Below are 16,822 nucleotides of genomic sequence, written 5' to 3' on the forward strand. Positions count from 1 at the left end.
GCGGAAGGACGAACTCCCCGACACGTCTGGGCGTGTCGGGGAGTTCGTGATGGAGCGCGTCAGTTCTCGGTGGACTTGTCCGCGGCCTTCTTCGCCGCGGGCTTGGCGGTGGCCTTCGCGGTCGACTTGGCCGCCGGCTTGCGGGTCGCGGCCGGCTTGGACTCCTCGGCCGGGGCCGCGCCCTCCGCCGGCTTGCCGTCGGCGGTCCTCTCCTTCGGAGCCTCGGCGGCGGTTTCGTCGGTCTTGCCGAACGGGCGGCTGACCTTGCCCAGCACGTCGTCGGCCAGGTCGCGGACCTCGCCCACGGTCTCCTCGACCTTGTCCTGCGCGGTGCCGACCTGGCTCCAGGCCTTCTTGACCTGCGGCTGGTCCTGCAACCGGCCCAGGGCCTCCTCGCCGCGCTCGGCCAGGTAGTCGTAGAGCTGCTTGGCCGTCTGGCTGTAGGCGTCGACGCGCTTGCGCAGCTCGGCGGGGTCGAGCTTGCCGCGCAGCTCGTTGAGGTCGTTGGGCAGTTCCTGGCGGGCCGCCTCGGCGCGCTCGTTGAGCTGGCTGCGGACCTTGCTGACCGCGTCCAGCAGCGCCTGCGCAGCGAGGTCACCGGCACCGAGAGCGGCGAGCAGCGGCGTGCGGGCCTGCTCGACGGCGTCGCCGAAGGTCTTCTCGGCTTGTTCGCGCACCTTGTTCACGTCCTCGGTCTTCGGGAAACCCGGCATGGTGGTCACTCCTCGGATTGCTGGCTGTCCTCGTCCGGTTCGGCGTCGTGCTCCCGCCGGAACGAGGCGTAGATGTCCAGAAGCACTTGTTTCTGCCGCTCGTTGAGCTCGGTGTCGGCGAGGATCGCGTCGACCACCGGCCCGCTCTCGCGGCGCTCCAGAATCCCGGCCTGCACGTAGAGCGCTTCGGCGGAAATCCGCAGTCCTTTGGCGATCTGCTGCAGGATCTCCGCGCTCGGCTTGCGCAACCCGCGTTCCACCTGGCTCAGGTACGGGTTCGACACGCCGGCGAGCTTCGCCAGCTGCCGCAACGAGATCTGGGCGTTGTTGCGTTGCGTCCGGATGTAGCCGCCGAGATCGCTGACCGCCTGGTTCACGGCCTTGTTGACTGCTTTGTCCACACGTTCCACGGGCTAGCACCTCTCCGGTCACCGACCACGATACGCACGAGTGCTAGCTCTTGCAAGCACCCTGCTTGCACCCGTTCGCGGGACCTAGGATGGCGACCATGGAGATCACCCGGCTTCCCGCGGACGCGCGGCAGCGGCGCAGCGCCGAGATCCGCGACTTCCTGCGCTCGCGACGCGCGCGGCTGACCCCCGCGGACGTCGGCATGCCGACCGGCGGCACTCGGCGCACCCCGGGGCTGCGCCGCGAGGAGGTCGCAGTGCTCGCCGGGGTGGGGGTGTCCTGGTACACGTGGCTCGAGCAGGGCCGGGACATCAACGTGTCCCCCGACGTGCTGGACGCGATCACGCGGGTGCTGCGGCTGGACGCCGCCGAGCGCGAGCACCTCTACCTGCTCGCCGGGCTCAACCCGCCGCAGGCCGAACCGGCGCGGCGGCAGGCCTCACCCGAACTGCAGCGGGTGATCGACGGCTGGATGCCCAAGCCCGCCTACATCATCGACCGGCACTGGAACCTGGTCGCGCTCAACCGCGCGGCCCGCGTCGTCTTCGGCTACGGCCCCGACGACCACAACTGCCTGGTGACCTTCTTCACCAGCGCCCGCTACCAGTCCGCGATCTGCCACTGGCAGGACGCCGCGCGCGCCATGCTCGGCCAGTACCGGGCCGACGCCGCCCGCTACCCCGACGACCCCGAGTTCGACCGGCTCGCGCCACCGACATGTGCGCGGTGAGCCCGGCGTTCGCCGAGATCTGGGCCGAGCACCGCGTCGGCAGCAACACCCAGGGCACCAAGGTCCTCGACCACCCCGAGGTCGGCGAGCTGATCTTCGAGTACACCATGCTGCCGCTGCCCGACCTGCCCGGTCACCGGCTGCTGCTGCACAACCCGCGGCCGGGCGGCGAGGCCGAATCCCGCATCGCCGAACTCCTGGCCGCGGAACCCGCCACCAGCTGACTCGCCGAGGGTGGTGGTGGCAGACCCAGGTTCGGCCGACACTCCTGGGAACCGGTGATCCGTTCGAGCATCATCGGCATGCAGCGATTCACCAACAAGACCGCCCTGATCACCGGCGGCACCAGCGGCATGGGCCTGGCCACCGCGCGCCGCCTGCTCGACGAAGGCGCGTACGTCGCCATCACCGGCCGCGACCAGTCGCGGCTCGACTCGGCGGTCGCCGGACTGGACGCCGACCGGGTCCTGGCGGTGCGAGCGGACGTGGCTTCGCTCGCCGACACCGATCAGCTGATGCGGCGCATCGAGACCTGGCGCGGCGGCCTGAACGCGGTCTTCGCCAACGCCGGGATCGGGATCTTCAAGCCCAGCGAGGAGATCACCGAAGCCGACTTCGACCGGACCGTCGACGTCAACTTCAAGGGCGTCTACTTCACCGTCCAGAAAGCGCTCCCGCTGATGCCGGACGGCAGCGCGATCGTCATCAACGCGTCCTGGACGCTGCACCGCGGACTGGCCGCTGGCTCGGTCTACTCCGCCAGCAAGGCCGCAGTGCACAACCTCGCGCGCACGCTCGGCGCCGACCTCGCTCCCCGCGGGATCCGCGTCAACTCCGTCAGCCCCGGCTACATCGACACGGAGATGTACCGGAGCTTGAACACCGACCCCGGTTCGGAGGCGCGGAACTCGGCGGAGGTGCCCCTCGGCTCGCTCGGCCACGCCGAGGACGTCGCCGCAGCGGTCGCGTTCCTGGCCTCGGACGACGCCGCGTACATCACCGGGCAGGACCTCGTCGTCGACGGCGGGCTCGTCGGCTCCGTGACGACCCGATGAACACCGCACGATCGGTACCGACGCTGGCAGCCGTGCTGCTGACCCTGCTGGTGCTGCCGACCTCGGTGACCGGGTCGGCGGTGGCGCTGCCGCACATCGGGGCCGGGACAGGCGCTTCGCTGGACGCGCTGCAGTGGGTGGTGCACGCCTACAACCTGACCTTCGCGTGCTTCATGCTCGCCTGCGGTTCACTGGCCGACCTGATCGGCAGGCGCCGGATGTTCCTGGTGGGCGCGGTCGTGTTCGCATCGGCTTCGGTGGCGAGCGCGATGGCCACCGACGTCCACCTGCTCGACGTCGCCCGCGGGGTCGCCGGTACTGGTGCCGCCGCGCTGCTGACCAGCGGCAGCTCCCTGGTCGCCACCAGCTTCGAAGGTGCCGCCCGCACCCGGGCGTTCACCGCCGTCGGCATCGCGACCGGAAGCGGGTTGGCGCTCGGGGCGATGATGGCCGGAGCGGTGGCCGACACCTTGGGGTGGCGGTGGTTCTTCGCCGCGCACGCCCTGCTGATGCTGCCGGTGCTGTGCGCCGTTCCGGCGATGCGGGAATCGCGCAGCGCTTCGGCGACCAGCGTGGACTGGCCGGGTACCGCCACGTTCGTCGGCGGCACCTTCCTGCTCGTGCTGGGCGTGGTCGAGGGACCGCAGTGGGGTTGGAGCAGTCCCGGAGTGCTCGGGCTCCTGGTCGGCGCCGCACTGCTCCTCGCGCTGTTCGCGCTGGTAGAGCGGCGACGCCGGGATCCGATGCTCGACCTCGGCTTGCTGCGCAACGCGAAGTTCGCGGCGCTGTGCTCGATCCCGGTGGTGGCAACGACGTCGTTCGTGGTCCTGCTGCCGCTGCTGCCGAACTACCTGCTGGTGGCGAACGGGTCGACCAGCCGAGCGGCGGGCAGCACGATGCTGCTGATGACGCTGCCGATCCTGGTCACCCCGCTGCTGGCCGGGCGGCTGATCCGGTGGGGCGTTTCCACCCGCGCGGTGTTCGCGACCAGCCTGCTCTGCCTGACCGCCGGGGTCGGATGGCTGGCGGCCGTGCTCCACCCCGGGATCGGCCTCGCGGCGCTGGCCGGGCCGCTGATCGCGCTCGGCGTCGGGTTGGGCCTGAACTTCGGCCTGGTCGACGGTGCGGCGCTGGCCGCTGTACCCGCCGAGAAGACGGGTACGGCCGCGGGCCTGCTCAACACAGTGCGCCTCGGCAGCGAAGCGCTCGCCATCGCGGCGGCGGGCTCCGCGCTCGTCAACCTGGTGCAGCAGTCGCTCAGCCGCGGCTTGTGGCAGTTGCCCGCCTACCGCGGAACGCCGGAGGAGCTGGCCAACGACGTGAACGCAGGCGATCTGACCGGCCCGATGTCATCGCTGCCGGCCGGGGTGCGGCAGCAGTTCTTCGAGTTCGTCGCCGACAGCTTCACGGAGTCCTGGCAGGTCCTGCTATGGGTCTGCGCGGCGATCTGCGCGCTGCTGTCCGCGGCGATCGTCGTCGTGCTGCGCGAACCCGACGCCGAAGTCGACGTCGCGCAGGAAGTCCGGACACCCGCTGTCCGATGACGCCGGGCCCTGCTCCGCGGTTCGTGGAGCAGGGCCCGGGGTCACTCCTGGCTGGCGCACATGCAGAACGGGTGGCCGTCCGGGTCGGCGTAGACGCGCCAGCTGGAGGCCAGCTGGTCGGGCGGCTGCGGGAGCGGCGTGGCGCCGGCCGCGATCGCGCGCTCGTGGCCCTCTTCGAGGGTTTGCACCCGGATGTCCAGGTGCATCATCTGCGGCACGTCGCGGCTCGGCCAGGTCGGCGGGCGGTAGCCGGGATCCCGCTGGAACGCCAGCGGCGCACCGCCGTCGGGGTTCGCCAGCTCGACCCAGTAGTCGTCCTCGGTTTCGGACTCGTCGATCTGCCAGCCCAGCAGGCGGCCGTAGAACTCGGCCAGCTTCCGCGGGTCCGGGCAGTCGATCGCGAACGCCGCGAGTTTGAGCTCGGTCATCGCTCCTCCATTCAGTTCAGGCAGCCGCGCGGCGGGGGTCCGGGGTCGACGGCCGCGCCGGGGCTCAACTCCGCCGAGGCCTTCGCCCACCAAACGGCGAACCGGTCCAGCCAGCGTGGCCGAAGCCTGCCGCCCTCGCTCAGCGCTCGGTCGAGCTCCGTCCGGCGGGCCGCTGCGACGGACAGCGCGTGCCCGGTGTCCTGCGGCTCGATCTGAAGCGGGTTCATTCCGAACTCCTAACCGCCAACACTGATTTATCGGTTACTAACCAGCGTATGAACTATGGCGGTTACAGAGACTCGCCGCAACCCCCTATTGGCTTACGATGGTGTTCGTGAACAGCAGAGCTGTCGCTCCGGAGGCGGTCCGACCACCGACGCTGGAGGCGGTCGAACTCGACTTCGATCACGACATCGAGCTAGTCCTCGCCTTCCTCAACACCTACGACGTGGACGAAGGCGTCGAACGCCTGGACGATCTGGACCAGTGGCAGCAGTGGTGCGCGGACCGGGGCCTGGGGGTGGCCTCCGACGTCGAATCGGCGCGCGAGATCCGCGATTCCATGCGCAGCGCTGTCTCCTGCGACGGGCTGCCTCCGGAGCTGACCACCGCCTGGCCGGTGCAGGTCCGCCTGCAACAGGGCATACCCGTGCTGACCGGCACCGATGCACTGGGAACCGTGCTGGTGGCGGCGGCCCGCCTGGCGCACACCGGGCACTGGGACCGGATCAAGATCTGCCCGGCCGAGGACTGCCTGTGGGCGTTCTACGACCGGTCCCGCAACCGCTCCCGGACCTGGTGCTCGATGCGGGTGTGCGGGAACCGGGAGAAGGCCCGTTCCTGGCGGGAACGCCACACCACGTCCGCCTGAACGCCCGGGAGGCGTGCCGGTTCCAGGCAGCGCCTCCCGGGCGCGGGACCCCGCAGGTCAGAAGAACAGCTGGGAGATGCTGTAGATCGCCAGGCCCGCGAGGGAGCCGACGACGGTGCCGTTGATCCGGATGAACTGCAGGTCGCGGCCCACCTGGAGCTCGATCTTGCGGGAGGTCTCCTGGGCGTCCCAGCGCTCCACCGTGTCGGTGATCAACGTGGTCAGCTCGTCGCGGTAGTTGGACACCACGTAGACCGTGGCGCCCTCCACCCAGCCGTCCACCTTGGCCTGGATGTCGGGCTCCTCGACGAGCCTGCGGCCCAGCGAGCGCAGCCCGTCGCGGACCCGGACGCGCAGCTCGCTGGACGGGTCCTCGGCCGCGTCGAGCAGCATCTTCTTCGCGGTGCCCCAGGCCGAGGCGACCAGGTTCTGCACCTCGGGGTGCTCCAGCACCTGCTGCTGGATCTGCTCGGCCTTGGCCATCGTCCTCGGGTCGTGCTGCAGGTCGTCGGCGAACTCGACTAGGAAGCGGTCGACGGCCTTGCGCATCGGGTGCTCGGGGTCGGTCTTGACCGCCCAGGCGAAGGACAGCACCTCGACGTAGATCTTGTCGGCCACCATGGCGTCGAAGAACTTCGGCGACCAGGACGGCGCGCGCTGGCTGACCACGCGCAGCACCGTCTCGTGGTTGTCCCGCACCCAGTCGTAGGCACGGTCGCAGACCAGGTCCACCAGCTTGTGGTGCGAGCCGTCGGCGAAGACCTGCGACAGGATCCGCCCGAGCGGCGGGCCGAACGGCTGCGCGAGCACCTTCCGCACGACCGCCTGCTCCAGCACGGCCTGCACGTCGTCGTCGCGCAGCACCTGTACGGCGCCGCGCACGGCGGTGGCCAGCTCCGAAGTGACGCGCTCGGCGTGGTCCTCGTCGTCGAGCCAGCCGCCGAGCCGCCTGCTGATCTCCGCGCGGCGCAGCTTGTCGCGCACCACCTGCTCGGACAGGAAGTTCGAGCCGACGAAGTCGCCGAGGCTGCGGCCGATCACGTCCTTGCGGGTGGGGATGATCGCGGTGTGCGGGATCGGCAGCCCGAGCGGGCGCCGGAACAGCGCGGTGACCGCGAACCAGTCCGCCAGCGCACCGACCATGCCCGCCTCGGCAGCTGCTCGCACGTAGCCCGCCCACGCGGCGCCGTTGCTCTCCTGCCAGCGGGCGAAGATGTAGACCAGCGCCGCGAACAGCAGGAGCCCGCCGGCGACGGCCTTCATCCGCCGCAGGCGCCGGCGCTTGTCAGTGTCGGAAACCGATGTGGGCTGCACATATCGATTGTGGCAGTGCTCGACCAGTGCTCACGCCGTCGGCGAACCGAACGTGCCGCCCACCGCGCCGTTCGCCCTGGTGGGAGCCCGTGCGGGTACCACTCCTCGGACGGCTGCGAGCTGGATCCGCATTCGGCCTGCCATTTCGACTAGTGTCGGCAGACGTGCGTACTCCAGCCCTCACCACCCGGTTGCGCCCGTTCACCGCGACGATCTTCGCCGAGATCACCGAGCTGGCCAGGAAGACCGGCGCGGTCAACCTCGGCCAGGGATTCCCGGACACCGATGGCCCCGAGAGCATGCTGCGGGTCGCGCAGGAGGCGATCGCCAACGGCGTGAACCAGTACTCGCCGGGCATGGGCGAGCCGGAGCTGCGCGCCGCGATCTCCGAGCACCGCGCAGCGCGCTACGGCATCGAGCACCGGCCCGAGGACGAGGTGCTGGTCACCTGCGGCGCCACGGAGGCGCTGACCGCCGCGCTGATCGCGCTGGTCGAGCCCGGTGACGAGGTCGTGCTCATCGAGCCGTACTACGACTCCTACCCCGTCGCGATCGCGATGGCCGGCGGCGTGCGCCGGACCGTCGCGCTGCGGCAGGGCGAGGACCACCGCTTCGAGCTCGACCTCGACGCGCTGCGCGCCACCGTCGGGCCGCAGACCCGTGCGCTGGTGCTGAACTCGCCGCACAACCCGACCGGCACCGTGTTCACCGACGCCGAGCTGGCCGCCATCGCCGAGGTCTGCCGCGAGAACGACGTCATCGCCATCACCGACGAGGTCTACGAGCACCTCCTCTACGACGGTCTCGAGCACCACCCGCTGGCCACCCTGCCGGGCATGGCCGAGCGCACGCTGTCGATCTCCAGCGCGGGCAAGACCTTCAACGCCACCGGATGGAAGATCGGCTGGGTCTGCGGACCGGCCGAGCTGGTCGGCGCGGTGCGCGCGGCCAAGCAGTTCATGACCTTCGTCGGTGGCGCCCCGTTCCAGCCCGCGGTCGCGCACGCGCTGCGCAACGAGCTCGACTGGGCCGAGCAGCTCCGCCAGAACATGCAGCGCAAGCGCGACCGGCTCGCCGAAGGACTGACCGACGCCGGCTTCGACGTGCTGCACAGCGAAGGCACGTACTTCATCTGCGCCGACGTCCGGCCGCTCGGCTTCGACGACGGCGAGCAGCTGTGCCGCTCGCTCCCGGAACGCATCGGCCTCGCCGCGATCCCGGTCCAGGTCTTCTGCGACAACCCGGAACCCGCCAAGCACCTGGTGCGCTTCGCGTACTGCAAGAAGGACGAGGTCCTCGACGAAGCAGTCCGCCGCCTCCACAAGCTCCGCTGACGATCCCGGGGTGCCCGCAGGTCGGCTCACCCGCTCGGGGAAGTGGTCATCGATCACCTCCATATCCGAGGCAGACGAATCCTGATTCGCCGTGTTCGGCTTGGGCCGCGGCGAGCGCTTCGGCCGGTGCGACTCCGCCGCGCAAGGCCCTGTGCAGCGACATCATCACGCCGACCGTTCGCTCGTCGGGGACCGGGACGACGCTGGCGATCACCGTCGCGGTGCCGCGGCCGAGCAGCGTGGTCGCCAGGCCGCTGAGCTGATCACCTCGGCTGACCGCGGACCGGCCCACGTCGCAGGCCGACAGCACCACAGTGGCTGGACCGCGGTGCAGCCTGTCGAGGTCGTATGCGTAGAGCGGACCGTCCGCGAGGTCCAGGCAGGACAGCAGCGGCTGGTCGTCGCGGAACCTGCCGTGCGCAGCGATGTGCACCACCGCAGCGCCATCCACAGTGGACAGAAGTCGATCGGTGGTCGCAGCTTCGCCGACCAGCAATCGACCGCCCGCCGCACCGTGCAGCGCCCGCGCCTCACGCTCCGCGTGGCGCAGCCCGGGGCCGGCGATCCACACCGCCGAGCCCGCCGGGTCCGCAGCACGCGCGTCCTGCGCCGCACGCAGCCAGCAACGCACGGACGGCGCCACCGTGACGCCCCGGCCTCGACAGGCCGGCAACGCCGCCCAAGGCAGCACGTGCAACCGCCCGGTCGGAACCACCACCAGTGGACGCCCCTGTTCGAGCGCCGGCAGCACCGGGTCCAGGAGCTGGGCCTGCAGCTCCTCCGCCGCCTGCCGAGCTCCGTACTCGAACATCGGTGCAGCACGCGGCGCCGTACCGCTCGCCTGCCTGGCCAGCAGGTGCCGAAGTCGAGCCGCTTGCGCGTGCGCATTGGACTCCGGACCGAGCACGTGCAACCGAACCTTCGCATCCACAATGGACACGGCGAAAAGCCTGCCGCGGTAGGAGCAAAGGCTCAGCAGCGCGGCGTCACCGAGCTCGGCCGCCAGCTCGTCCAGCCCGCACTGCATCGGCAGCCCGCTGGTCCGGCCCTCCACGAGGATCGCCCGGTGGCGGACCTGCTCCTCCAACCCGGCGACTGCCCGCAGCGCCTGCTTCGGGTCCCGCGTGCGCTGAGTCCCCTGCACCGCGGAACGCAATCGCACCAGGGCCGAGTTCAGCTGCGGATCCACCGGTGGCCGCAAGGCCCGGCGGTGCAGGGCACTCGCCCGGGACCGCTCCGTCCAGCGCAGCACCAGTTCGGGATCTCCGCTGCGCAGCGCGGCACCGACCGCGAGATCACCGAGCTCAGCGGCCAGTCCCGCGGTGTGCACGCGCAGTTCGAAGGCCGCCATGTCGGAGATCTGACCGTCCACAGCGCGCAAACCACCCTCGCACGCCTCGAACAGCCGCTCGGCGTCATCGTCCTGCTCGGCCAGCAGAGCTTCGGCCAACCACCCCAGCGCACGGTGCTGCGGAGGCGACTCGACGACTTCCCGCAACGGCGCGCACATGGCGAGCAATTTCCGGGACGCCGCGCGCATTCCCGCCCGCGCCGCGCATCTGGCCGCGGTCAGCCGGAGTTCCGCGGCCAAGCCGGTCCAGCCGAACTCGGCGCACGCAGCAGCCGCTCGCCGCGCCGCCGACAAGGAGTACCGCGAGCACTGGCCGGCGCGCAGCTTCGCCTGCCACACCACGGCTGTCGCCAACGCCGCCCACGCCGGACGGCGCTGCGTGCGGAACAGCCGGCGCGCGCTGGTCGCCGCCTGCCCCGCGGCGACCAGGTCGTCGACCTGCAACGCGCAACTGGCGAGCGCCAACCTGGTCTCCGCGAGCCGCCCAGCCCTGCCGCACGCCGCCAGCCGATCCGCCGCCTGCTCCATCACCGCTCGCGCATCGGCGGTCAACCCGGCCGCGGCCAACGCCTCCGCGCGATCGACCAGCGCTTCCGGACTCGACCGCACGTCCAAGCCGGCCGCGACGGCTTCCTCGAACAGCCGCAACGCGCGCGGCAGGTCACCGGCCCGGAACGCGACGCAGCCCCGGTTGTGCCGGCACCCCGCCGCCCGCGCGGCCTGACCTGCTGAGGCGAAAACCCGTTCCGCTGCGGCGAGATCCGATTCGGCAGCCTCCAACCGGTTCTCGTACAGGTTGGCCAGACCACGGCCCATCAGCGCGTTGGCCATCCAACGGCGGTCGTCGTCGGCCGTCAGGCTGCGCAGCGCCCGGGTCAGCTCGGCACGTGCCTCGCGGTGCTGATCGCCCTGGCAGTGCAGGAGTCCGCGCAAGCACGCCGCGCGCCCCTGCTCGGCAGCGGACAGCTGGGGCTCCGCCGCCACCAGGTTCGCCCAGCTGGCGTCGACGTCGCCGCGCTCCAGCTCGATCCACGCCAACGTGAGCTGCAACTGCCCGGCCAACCGCCACCGCTCCGCGCGGCGCGCAGCGGTGAGCCCGAGACGGGCGTGCCGGTGCGCCTGCCGCACCCGCCCCTGCTCGACCGCCGCCAAAGCCGCGATGTGGCGGGCCAGCGCGCGCAGCTCGCCGTCCGCATCGGACAGCAGCTCCACGGCTTTGCGCATCGCGTCATCCGGCGCCGAGCTGGCGTTGTCCCGCCACCAGGTGGCGGACCCGATCCGATCCGGCGGTGCCACCGCCGCCCCGGCGCTCAACAGACCAGCCAATCCGCGACGGCGGGCTCCGACCGCAGCGGCCGGAACACCACGCTCAGCGGACCGCGCGGGACATCTCCCACCCGGAACGCACCGTGCTCGTCCAACGAGCCCGCGCACTCGCCGACCCGGTGCCGCAGCACCACGTCCCCGGCCGGCGGTGCGCCGCCCGCTCGGTTCAGCACCATGCCGGACACCTCGTACCGGTCATCCTCGACCGGGAGCAGGTCCAGCTCCAGAACCCGGCCCGGCATCGCGAAGGTGAGCACCCGCGGCTCCGGCGGACCGATGGAACGCACCTGGGCCAGCGACTCCGCGGAATCCCCGATCAACTGCAACGCCACCGGATCCCGGTAACCCGACCGGCGCGACATCGCCGCGTACGCGCCCGCGAGCGCCCGATCGGGAACGGGATCGCAGGACTGGAACAGATCGCGCAACCCGCGCAGCTCGCTCGGCAGCTGCGGATTCATCCCGCCACCTCCTCAGGCACGTCGGCGGCGAGCATGCGCCGCCGCAACTCCGCCAGGCACCGGCTCTTCTTCGGCCCGATCGTGCCGCGCGGCCACCCCAGCACCTCGCTGACCTGCGCGTAGCTCGCCTCCGGCGCGACCGCCAGCACCCGCAGCAGCTGCTGGCAGCGCTGCGGCAACTCGGCGAACGACTGCGCCAACCGCGAACTCGTCAGATCCCGCAGCACCTTGTGCTCCGGATCCTCGGCGTGCTCGGCCACCGCGAGCGCCTCGGAATCCAGCCCCACCGGCGATTCCCGCTTCCGAGCGCGGTGCAACCGCAACGATTCCCGGCGCGCGGTCGTCACCAACCACGCGGACAGCGATCCCGGATCGCGCAGCCGATCCAGGTTCTCCGCCAACAACAACCACGTCGCCTGGCAGACGTCCTCGGCATCCGCGGTGCTCGTGGTGAACGCCCGCGAAACACCCCAGACCACCGACGCGTTGCAGTCCACCAACTCCTGCCACGCCCGCTGATCACCGGCCGCCGCCCGGCGCAACAGCACCGCCCCGGCACCGGTCTCCCCGACCTCCTGCACGACCTGCTCCTCCCCGCTCTCGATCTTTCGGCCCCCGGGTAATAGAGGAGCGAGCAGGCCGTACAGATTCACTTCGCGCCGATTACCGCTCGAACGGGTAGTCCTGGCGAACGATTTCGAGTGCTTCTGCCGGAGTCCGGCCCTCGTGCAGCGCGGTGGCAGCAGCCGCCGCCACTCGCGGCGCGGCGAAGGACGTCCCGCTCCAGCTCGCATAGCCGAAGTTCCGGCCACCGCCACCGGCCATCTGGACGAAACTGCTGGTCACATCAACGCCGAGCGCGGCTGCGTCGACCCAGGGCCCGAAGTTCGAGAACTCCGCCACCGCTCCGTCCGCCCCGGTCGCGGCCACGCCCACCACCGACGGCAGGGCCGCGGGCCAGAACGGCCTGCTCCGCGCCTGGTTCCCGGCCGCCGCCACGACGACCGCGTCCGACCAGTGCTCCAGCTCCTCCCGCAGGATCGGCGGGCATTCGTCATCGGCGGTGTGGCAGCCGGCGGTCAGCACCACTACGCCGATGCGCTCACCCCGCGCGGCAGCGGCCAACCGCAGCGAACGCAGCCCGGCCACCACCGTGTAGTCGTCGGTGAAGCCGAGCGAGGAGAGCACCCGCTGCGTCCGCAGCACCGCTCCCGGCGCGTGCTGCAGCAGCACTCCGCTGACGAACGTCCCGTGCCCGGCCTGCCGGTCCTGACCTGCGTCGTCGTCGGCATCGAGCTCTTCCGGCACCGCCTCGAACCACGGCCGGTCCCGGAACCACGGATGCGGATCGCAACCGGTGTCGAGCACCCCGACCACCACCGCCGGATCCCACTGCACCGCGGGCGGTTCCGGGATCGGAGGCGCCGCCTGCGCTTCCGCGCCGGTGCCGTACATAACGGGTGTTCCGTACATGACCGGGCTTCCGAAGTGCACGTGGTTGGCCGCGGCACCGCTGGTTTCGCGCGCCACGTCGACGCACCGATCCCGCTCCGCGCCCCGCAACCGCACCCTGGCCAGCAGCAGTTCCTCGTCGTGCTGCACTTCGTCGACCCACCTCCGGCAGCGGTCGAGCACCGGGTCCAGCGACGCCGCCGAGGTGATCAGCTCACCACGCCGGACCAGGCATTCACCGCTCCCGCCCGGATCGTGCAGCAGCAGGTCGTGCCCGTAGGCCGCCCACAGCTGCCGGAGTTCACCGATCCCGAGTTGAGTTCCGCTCCCTTGATCCACAGCGGACACTGTGCCCAGCACGTCGTCCGTCCACAGCGGACACGCCGCCCGCCGGTACCGGACTCACCCGACCGACGGCGGCGTAGATCTTCCCCAGTCGCCCGATTGCGTGGAGAATGCAGGCACGACCGCTGTTCCCCTCGCGGTCGGTGGCGCGAAACAGCCGCTGGAAGTGGTTGAATGCCACCAACGGCGTCGATCACGGCGCAACCAACGCTGATGCCGCGCTCTGCCGCGCGGGACCCGACCGACAGGCGGTGGTGATCGTGACCGGAAGCTGCGCACTGCGCGGCCCCAGGTCGCGGCTCGCCCTGCTCGTCGCGCGGGTTTCGCTGTTCAGCGGCATCTGCCTCGGCGGCTGGCTCGGCGCGGACTCGATCGCCGAAGCCGCCGACCAACCCGACCTCGAAAAGCCGCAGGTCGAGGTCGAAATCGCCCCGCCAGAGCTCGACGTCGTGCCGCCGCGCGCGGAGGACCTGCACCCCGAACTGGACGAGGTGCAGCGCCCGGAGCCCGAGCCGCCCGACGCCGTGGAGATCGAACCGCCGGCACCGGTCGACCAGCAGGAACCGCCTGCCTCGGTCGACGATCCGGATCCCACCCCGATGGCTGCGCCGACCGCGCTGCCGTCGATGCAGCAGCCCTCCGCCGCGCCACCCCGCGCCGCGCGAGCCGAGCCGTCGCCCCCGGAACCTGTCGCCGTTGAGCGCACCCACGCCCACAGCCCTGCGGAACCTCGTGCGCCCAACCCCGACTCAGCCGACGAAGCACCTCTGAACAGCAGCGATCATGACACCGACGCCCCGTCGCAACCCGCTTCCGGGACCGGCGACCTGCGCGGTGCGCTGGTCGTGCTGCCGACCGGACCGAGCCTGACCAACCCGCGGACGGTCGGCTCGAAACACCCGGAAAACCGCCCGATCTCGGGTTTGTCGTCCGCCGAACCGTCAGCATCTCCCGACTGACGCTGCACCGAACCGCTTCGGCGGTGACTCTGGTCATCGCGCACCCAAGCTCCGAGTCGGCCGTCTGCGCCCGGCCGGGTCGGATCGGGGCACCACCAGCCTCCCGGCGACGTCGCTGACCTGCCGAACCGCGAAGGCGTGGTCCCCGGCCCCGGTGCCGCAAATGCCCCTGCGGCACCGGGGCGACACCTACCGCTCGAACCGCTCATCGGCACGACGAGGGGCCGTGCCGACGGGTGGTCGGCGGTGCGCGGGCGGCCGTCCTGAATGCGGACGGCCGCCCGCACGTTTCACGCGATCGGAGCTGTCAGGCCCGTCGGTCCACCGCCGTGAACCGCAGCGGAAGCGGCGGCGAGGCGGCGGATGGCCTCCACCAGCTGATCGTCGGGCAGCGTGAACGGCAGGCGGACCCAGTTCTCCAGCGAACCGTTCACCGAGAACCGCGCGCCCGGCGCGACCCGCACGCCGTGCTGCTCCGCTGCCACCGCCAGCCGGCTGCTCACCGGCGCGCCGACGTCGCACCACATCGACAGCCCGCCGTCGGGGATCCGGAAGCGCCAGCTCGGCAGGTGCTCGCGCAGGGCGTCCACCAGGCAGTTCCGCCGCTCGACCACCTCAGCGCGCCGACGTGCCAGGACCTCGTCGGCGTCGGTCAGCAGCTCGGCCAGGACCAGCTGCTCGAGCACCGGGCTGCCGAGGTCCAGGGCGGCCCGCCCGACGACCATGCGCTGCACGAAGTCCTCGGACGCCCGGATCCACCCCAGCCGCAGCCCACCCCAGAACGACTTGCTGGCCGAGCCGACGGTGATCACCCGGTCGGTCAGCGCGGCCATCGGCGGCGGAGGCTGCTCGTCGGTCAGGTCGATGTCCACCAGGGTTTCGTCGACGACCGCATTCGTGCAGGTCCGGGCCAGTGCTCGGGCGAGCCGATCGCGGCCTTCGGCGTCGAGCCGGACACCGGTCGGGTTGTGGAAGTCCGGGATCAGGTAGGCCAGCCGCGGCGAGGTCTGGCGCAGGTTCGCGGTCAGCAGCTCGAGGTCCCAACCGTCCTCGACCATCGGCACCGCCACCGGCATCGCGTTGAGGCCGCGCAGCGCTTCGAGGGCGTTCGGGTAGGTGGGGTGCTCCACGAGAACGCGCTCACCAGGCGAAACCAGCATCCGCAGCACCAGCGCGAAGCCGTGCTGGGCGCCGTTGGTGATCAGGATCTGCTCCGGGTTCGTCGGCAGGCCGCGCCGGGTGAACCGCTCGGCCAACCGCTCGCGCAGGATCGGCAGACCGTGCGGCTGGTAACCGTGGGTCGGCAGCTGCTCGGTCAGGCGCAGCCGCGCTCGGTCCACCGCAGCGCACAGCTCCGGCGGCGCGCTGGGCGTGGCCTGCGCGAGGTTCAGCACCTCGGTGCTCTCCGGTGGGAACCAGCCGCCGTGCGCTTCGTTGTCCCGATCCGAATCCGGCAGCTTGATCCACGACCCCGCACCCCGCCGGCTGGCCGCGAAGCCGTCCTCGCGCAGCCGGTCCAGCGTCCGGGCGACCAGGGTCCGGCTGACGCCGAGGCTTTCCGCGAGCTCGCGCTCGGCAGGCAACCGGGTGCCGGCGGGAGTCGTCCGTCCAGCACCAGGTGCCGCACCGCGGCGGCCAGCAAGTGCGACGACGGCCGGTCCGCGCCGTGCCAGGAACCGAGCAGGTCGACGAGCTTGCGCCCGTGGATCTGGGCGGAGGTCGTGAAAACCATGGATCCAATGTAGTGGGATTGGCTCTCGATTTGAAGTCCAATATTGGTCTATAAAGAGCTCATGGCCTCGTTACCAGCTCAGGTGGACCTCTCGCCGCTTCCGATCAGGACTCGACCGGCCCTCCGGTTCGCGCAACTGCTCGGCGGCCTGGCCGCCTACGGGATCAGCATGGGCCTCATGGTCCGCGCGGAAATCGGCCTGAGCCCGTGGGACGCGCTGCACGAGGGCTTGTCGCAGCGGCTGAACTGGAGCTTCGGCGCGGTGACCGCGCTGACCGGCGTGCTCGTGATGCTGGCGTGGTTACCGCTGCGGCAACGCCCGGGCATCGGCACGGTGGCCAACGTGGTCGTCATCGCGTTCGCGGTGGACTTCACCCTCGCGATGACCCCGCAGCTCAGCTCGCTCCCGGCCCGGCTCGCCCTGATGGTCTTCGCGATCGCGCTGAACGGGCTCGCCACCGCGGTGTACGTCGGAGCGCGGCTGGGACCGGGACCGCGAGACGGTTTGATGACCGGCCTGCACGCCCGGACCGGGTGGTCGCTCAGAGTGGTGCGCACCACTATCGAGGTCTGCGTGCTCGCCGTCGGATGGGTGCTCGGCGGCACGGTAGGTGTCGGAACCGTGCTCTACGCAACATCGATCGGTCCGCTGACCCAGCTCTTCCTGAAATTCGCGGTGGTCCGCGAGAAAAAAGATCTCTGCCCCTAGAGACATCTCGCATACCACGAAGTAGCATGGACGCCGTCCACCTGACCCCCAGGGGTGGACCTTGACGCCCCCGCACTCCCGGTAACC

General features: G+C 71.1%; 18 protein-coding genes. 8 read left to right on the plus strand and 10 right to left on the minus strand.

The window, feature by feature from the left end:
- Nucleotides 1–59: 59 nt before the first annotated feature.
- Both ABTZ89_RS21010 and ABTZ89_RS21015 read right to left on the minus strand, forming a co-directional pair.
- On the minus strand, nt 60–713 hold the full coding sequence (locus ABTZ89_RS21010; protein ID WP_351047179.1) for a hypothetical protein: 654 nt from the start codon (nt 711–713) through the stop codon (nt 60–62).
- A gap of 5 nt (nt 714–718) precedes the next feature.
- Entirely contained in the window at nt 719–1,123 is a 405-nt protein-coding gene (locus ABTZ89_RS21015) for a helix-turn-helix domain-containing protein (protein WP_351047181.1), read from the minus strand.
- 98 nt (nt 1,124–1,221) lie between these two features.
- Between ABTZ89_RS21015 and ABTZ89_RS21020 the strand changes: the two genes are divergently transcribed.
- The 4 genes from ABTZ89_RS21020 (at nt 1,222) to ABTZ89_RS21035 (ending at nt 4,453) form a co-directional block, all read left to right on the plus strand.
- Nucleotides 1,222–1,854: a helix-turn-helix transcriptional regulator gene (locus ABTZ89_RS21020; protein WP_351047184.1), complete on the plus strand. Its 633-nt coding sequence runs from the start codon at nt 1,222–1,224 to the stop codon at nt 1,852–1,854.
- The gene (locus ABTZ89_RS21025; RefSeq protein WP_351047187.1) at nt 1,851–2,078 is read left to right on the plus strand and encodes an MmyB family transcriptional regulator; all 228 of its coding nucleotides are present in this window, start codon (nt 1,851–1,853) and stop codon (nt 2,076–2,078) included. Before ABTZ89_RS21020 ends, ABTZ89_RS21025 begins: the two co-directional genes overlap by 4 nt.
- Before the next feature lie 78 nt (nt 2,079–2,156).
- Nucleotides 2,157–2,909 carry an SDR family NAD(P)-dependent oxidoreductase gene (locus ABTZ89_RS21030; protein ID WP_351047190.1) on the plus strand — a complete coding sequence of 251 codons (753 nt, stop codon included), beginning with the start codon at nt 2,157–2,159 and terminating at the stop codon, nt 2,907–2,909.
- Nucleotides 2,906–4,453, plus strand: coding sequence for an MFS transporter (locus tag ABTZ89_RS21035; RefSeq protein ID WP_351047193.1), 1,548 nt, complete (start codon nt 2,906–2,908; stop codon nt 4,451–4,453). Before ABTZ89_RS21030 ends, ABTZ89_RS21035 begins: the two co-directional genes overlap by 4 nt.
- A 41-nt stretch (nt 4,454–4,494) precedes the next feature.
- Here the strand turns inward: ABTZ89_RS21035 and ABTZ89_RS21040 are convergent, their stop codons facing one another.
- Nucleotides 4,495–4,881 carry a VOC family protein gene (locus ABTZ89_RS21040; protein ID WP_351047196.1) on the minus strand — a complete coding sequence of 129 codons (387 nt, stop codon included), beginning with the start codon at nt 4,879–4,881 and terminating at the stop codon, nt 4,495–4,497.
- Between the two features lie 11 nt (nt 4,882–4,892).
- Nucleotides 4,893–5,108 (minus strand): hypothetical protein, encoded by a 216-nt coding sequence (locus ABTZ89_RS21045; protein ID WP_270950139.1) that lies wholly within the window; start codon nt 5,106–5,108, stop codon nt 4,893–4,895.
- Nucleotides 5,109–5,206: 98 nt separating this feature from the next.
- On the opposite strand from ABTZ89_RS21045, the gene ABTZ89_RS21050 reads away from it, so the two are divergent.
- On the plus strand, nt 5,207–5,752 hold the full coding sequence (locus ABTZ89_RS21050) for a CGNR zinc finger domain-containing protein (RefSeq protein ID WP_270950138.1): 546 nt from the start codon (nt 5,207–5,209) through the stop codon (nt 5,750–5,752).
- A gap of 57 nt (nt 5,753–5,809) precedes the next feature.
- Here ABTZ89_RS21050 and ABTZ89_RS21055 read toward each other — a convergent pair whose 3' ends face one another.
- The gene (locus ABTZ89_RS21055) at nt 5,810–7,015 is read right to left on the minus strand and encodes a DUF445 domain-containing protein (protein WP_351047200.1); all 1,206 of its coding nucleotides are present in this window, start codon (nt 7,013–7,015) and stop codon (nt 5,810–5,812) included.
- Between the two features lie 215 nt (nt 7,016–7,230).
- Between ABTZ89_RS21055 and ABTZ89_RS21060 the strand changes: the two genes are divergently transcribed.
- Nucleotides 7,231–8,400: a pyridoxal phosphate-dependent aminotransferase gene (locus ABTZ89_RS21060; RefSeq protein WP_270950136.1), complete on the plus strand. Its 1,170-nt coding sequence runs from the start codon at nt 7,231–7,233 to the stop codon at nt 8,398–8,400.
- Nucleotides 8,401–8,446: 46 nt separating this feature from the next.
- Here ABTZ89_RS21060 and ABTZ89_RS21065 read toward each other — a convergent pair whose 3' ends face one another.
- The 4 genes from ABTZ89_RS21065 to ABTZ89_RS21080 all read right to left on the minus strand — a co-directional run bounded on the left by ABTZ89_RS21065 (nt 8,447) and on the right by ABTZ89_RS21080 (nt 13,329).
- The gene (locus ABTZ89_RS21065) at nt 8,447–11,077 is read right to left on the minus strand and encodes a CHAT domain-containing protein (RefSeq protein WP_351047203.1); all 2,631 of its coding nucleotides are present in this window, start codon (nt 11,075–11,077) and stop codon (nt 8,447–8,449) included.
- Entirely contained in the window at nt 11,062–11,538 is a 477-nt protein-coding gene (locus ABTZ89_RS21070) for a hypothetical protein (protein WP_351047206.1), read from the minus strand. Before ABTZ89_RS21070 ends, ABTZ89_RS21065 begins: the two co-directional genes overlap by 16 nt.
- Nucleotides 11,535–12,119 (minus strand): RNA polymerase sigma factor, encoded by a 585-nt coding sequence (locus ABTZ89_RS21075; protein ID WP_270950133.1) that lies wholly within the window; start codon nt 12,117–12,119, stop codon nt 11,535–11,537. The genes ABTZ89_RS21070 and ABTZ89_RS21075 overlap by 4 nt, the downstream gene beginning before the upstream one ends.
- 82 nt (nt 12,120–12,201) lie before the next feature.
- Nucleotides 12,202–13,329: a S8 family peptidase gene (locus tag ABTZ89_RS21080; RefSeq protein WP_351047209.1), complete on the minus strand. Its 1,128-nt coding sequence runs from the start codon at nt 13,327–13,329 to the stop codon at nt 12,202–12,204.
- Nucleotides 13,330–13,595: 266 nt separating this feature from the next.
- Here ABTZ89_RS21080 and ABTZ89_RS21085 point away from each other — a divergent pair, with 266 nt between their 5' ends.
- The gene (locus tag ABTZ89_RS21085; RefSeq protein ID WP_351047211.1) at nt 13,596–14,294 is read left to right on the plus strand and encodes a hypothetical protein; all 699 of its coding nucleotides are present in this window, start codon (nt 13,596–13,598) and stop codon (nt 14,292–14,294) included.
- 290 nt (nt 14,295–14,584) lie between these two features.
- Here the strand turns inward: ABTZ89_RS21085 and yczR are convergent, their stop codons facing one another.
- Nucleotides 14,585–16,078 carry a MocR-like transcription factor YczR gene (yczR, locus tag ABTZ89_RS21090; RefSeq protein ID WP_502949574.1) on the minus strand — a complete coding sequence of 498 codons (1,494 nt, stop codon included), beginning with the start codon at nt 16,076–16,078 and terminating at the stop codon, nt 14,585–14,587.
- Nucleotides 16,079–16,087: 9 nt separating this feature from the next.
- Here yczR and yczE point away from each other — a divergent pair, with 9 nt between their 5' ends.
- A complete protein-coding gene (gene yczE, locus ABTZ89_RS21095) occupies nt 16,088–16,735 on the plus strand; it encodes a membrane protein YczE (RefSeq protein WP_351047216.1) in 648 nt (215 codons plus the stop codon).
- Nucleotides 16,736–16,822: the final 87 nt, after the last annotated feature.

It is taken from the genome of Saccharopolyspora sp. NPDC002686, assembly GCF_040295745.1.
Taxonomy (GTDB): Bacteria; Actinomycetota; Actinomycetes; order Mycobacteriales; family Pseudonocardiaceae; genus Saccharopolyspora; species Saccharopolyspora oryzae.

Excerpts from the sequence above, each read along its gene's own strand:
- ABTZ89_RS21040 (WP_351047196.1), bottom strand. The coding sequence starts at position 4,881 with ATGACCGAGCTCAAACTCGCGGCGTTCGCGATCGACTGCCCGGACCCG.
- ABTZ89_RS21050 (WP_270950138.1), top strand. The coding sequence starts at position 5,207 with ATGGTGTTCGTGAACAGCAGAGCTGTCGCTCCGGAGGCGGTCCGACCA.
- ABTZ89_RS21045 (WP_270950139.1), bottom strand. The coding sequence starts at position 5,108 with ATGAACCCGCTTCAGATCGAGCCGCAGGACACCGGGCACGCGCTGTCC.
- ABTZ89_RS21055 (WP_351047200.1), bottom strand. The coding sequence starts at position 7,015 with ATGAAGGCCGTCGCCGGCGGGCTCCTGCTGTTCGCGGCGCTGGTCTAC.
- ABTZ89_RS21035 (WP_351047193.1), top strand. The coding sequence starts at position 2,906 with ATGAACACCGCACGATCGGTACCGACGCTGGCAGCCGTGCTGCTGACC.
- yczE (WP_351047216.1), top strand. The coding sequence starts at position 16,088 with ATGGCCTCGTTACCAGCTCAGGTGGACCTCTCGCCGCTTCCGATCAGG.
- ABTZ89_RS21010 (WP_351047179.1), bottom strand. The coding sequence starts at position 713 with ATGCCGGGTTTCCCGAAGACCGAGGACGTGAACAAGGTGCGCGAACAA.
- ABTZ89_RS21020 (WP_351047184.1), top strand. The coding sequence starts at position 1,222 with ATGGAGATCACCCGGCTTCCCGCGGACGCGCGGCAGCGGCGCAGCGCC.
- ABTZ89_RS21030 (WP_351047190.1), top strand. The coding sequence starts at position 2,157 with ATGCAGCGATTCACCAACAAGACCGCCCTGATCACCGGCGGCACCAGC.
- ABTZ89_RS21070 (WP_351047206.1), bottom strand. The coding sequence starts at position 11,538 with ATGAATCCGCAGCTGCCGAGCGAGCTGCGCGGGTTGCGCGATCTGTTC.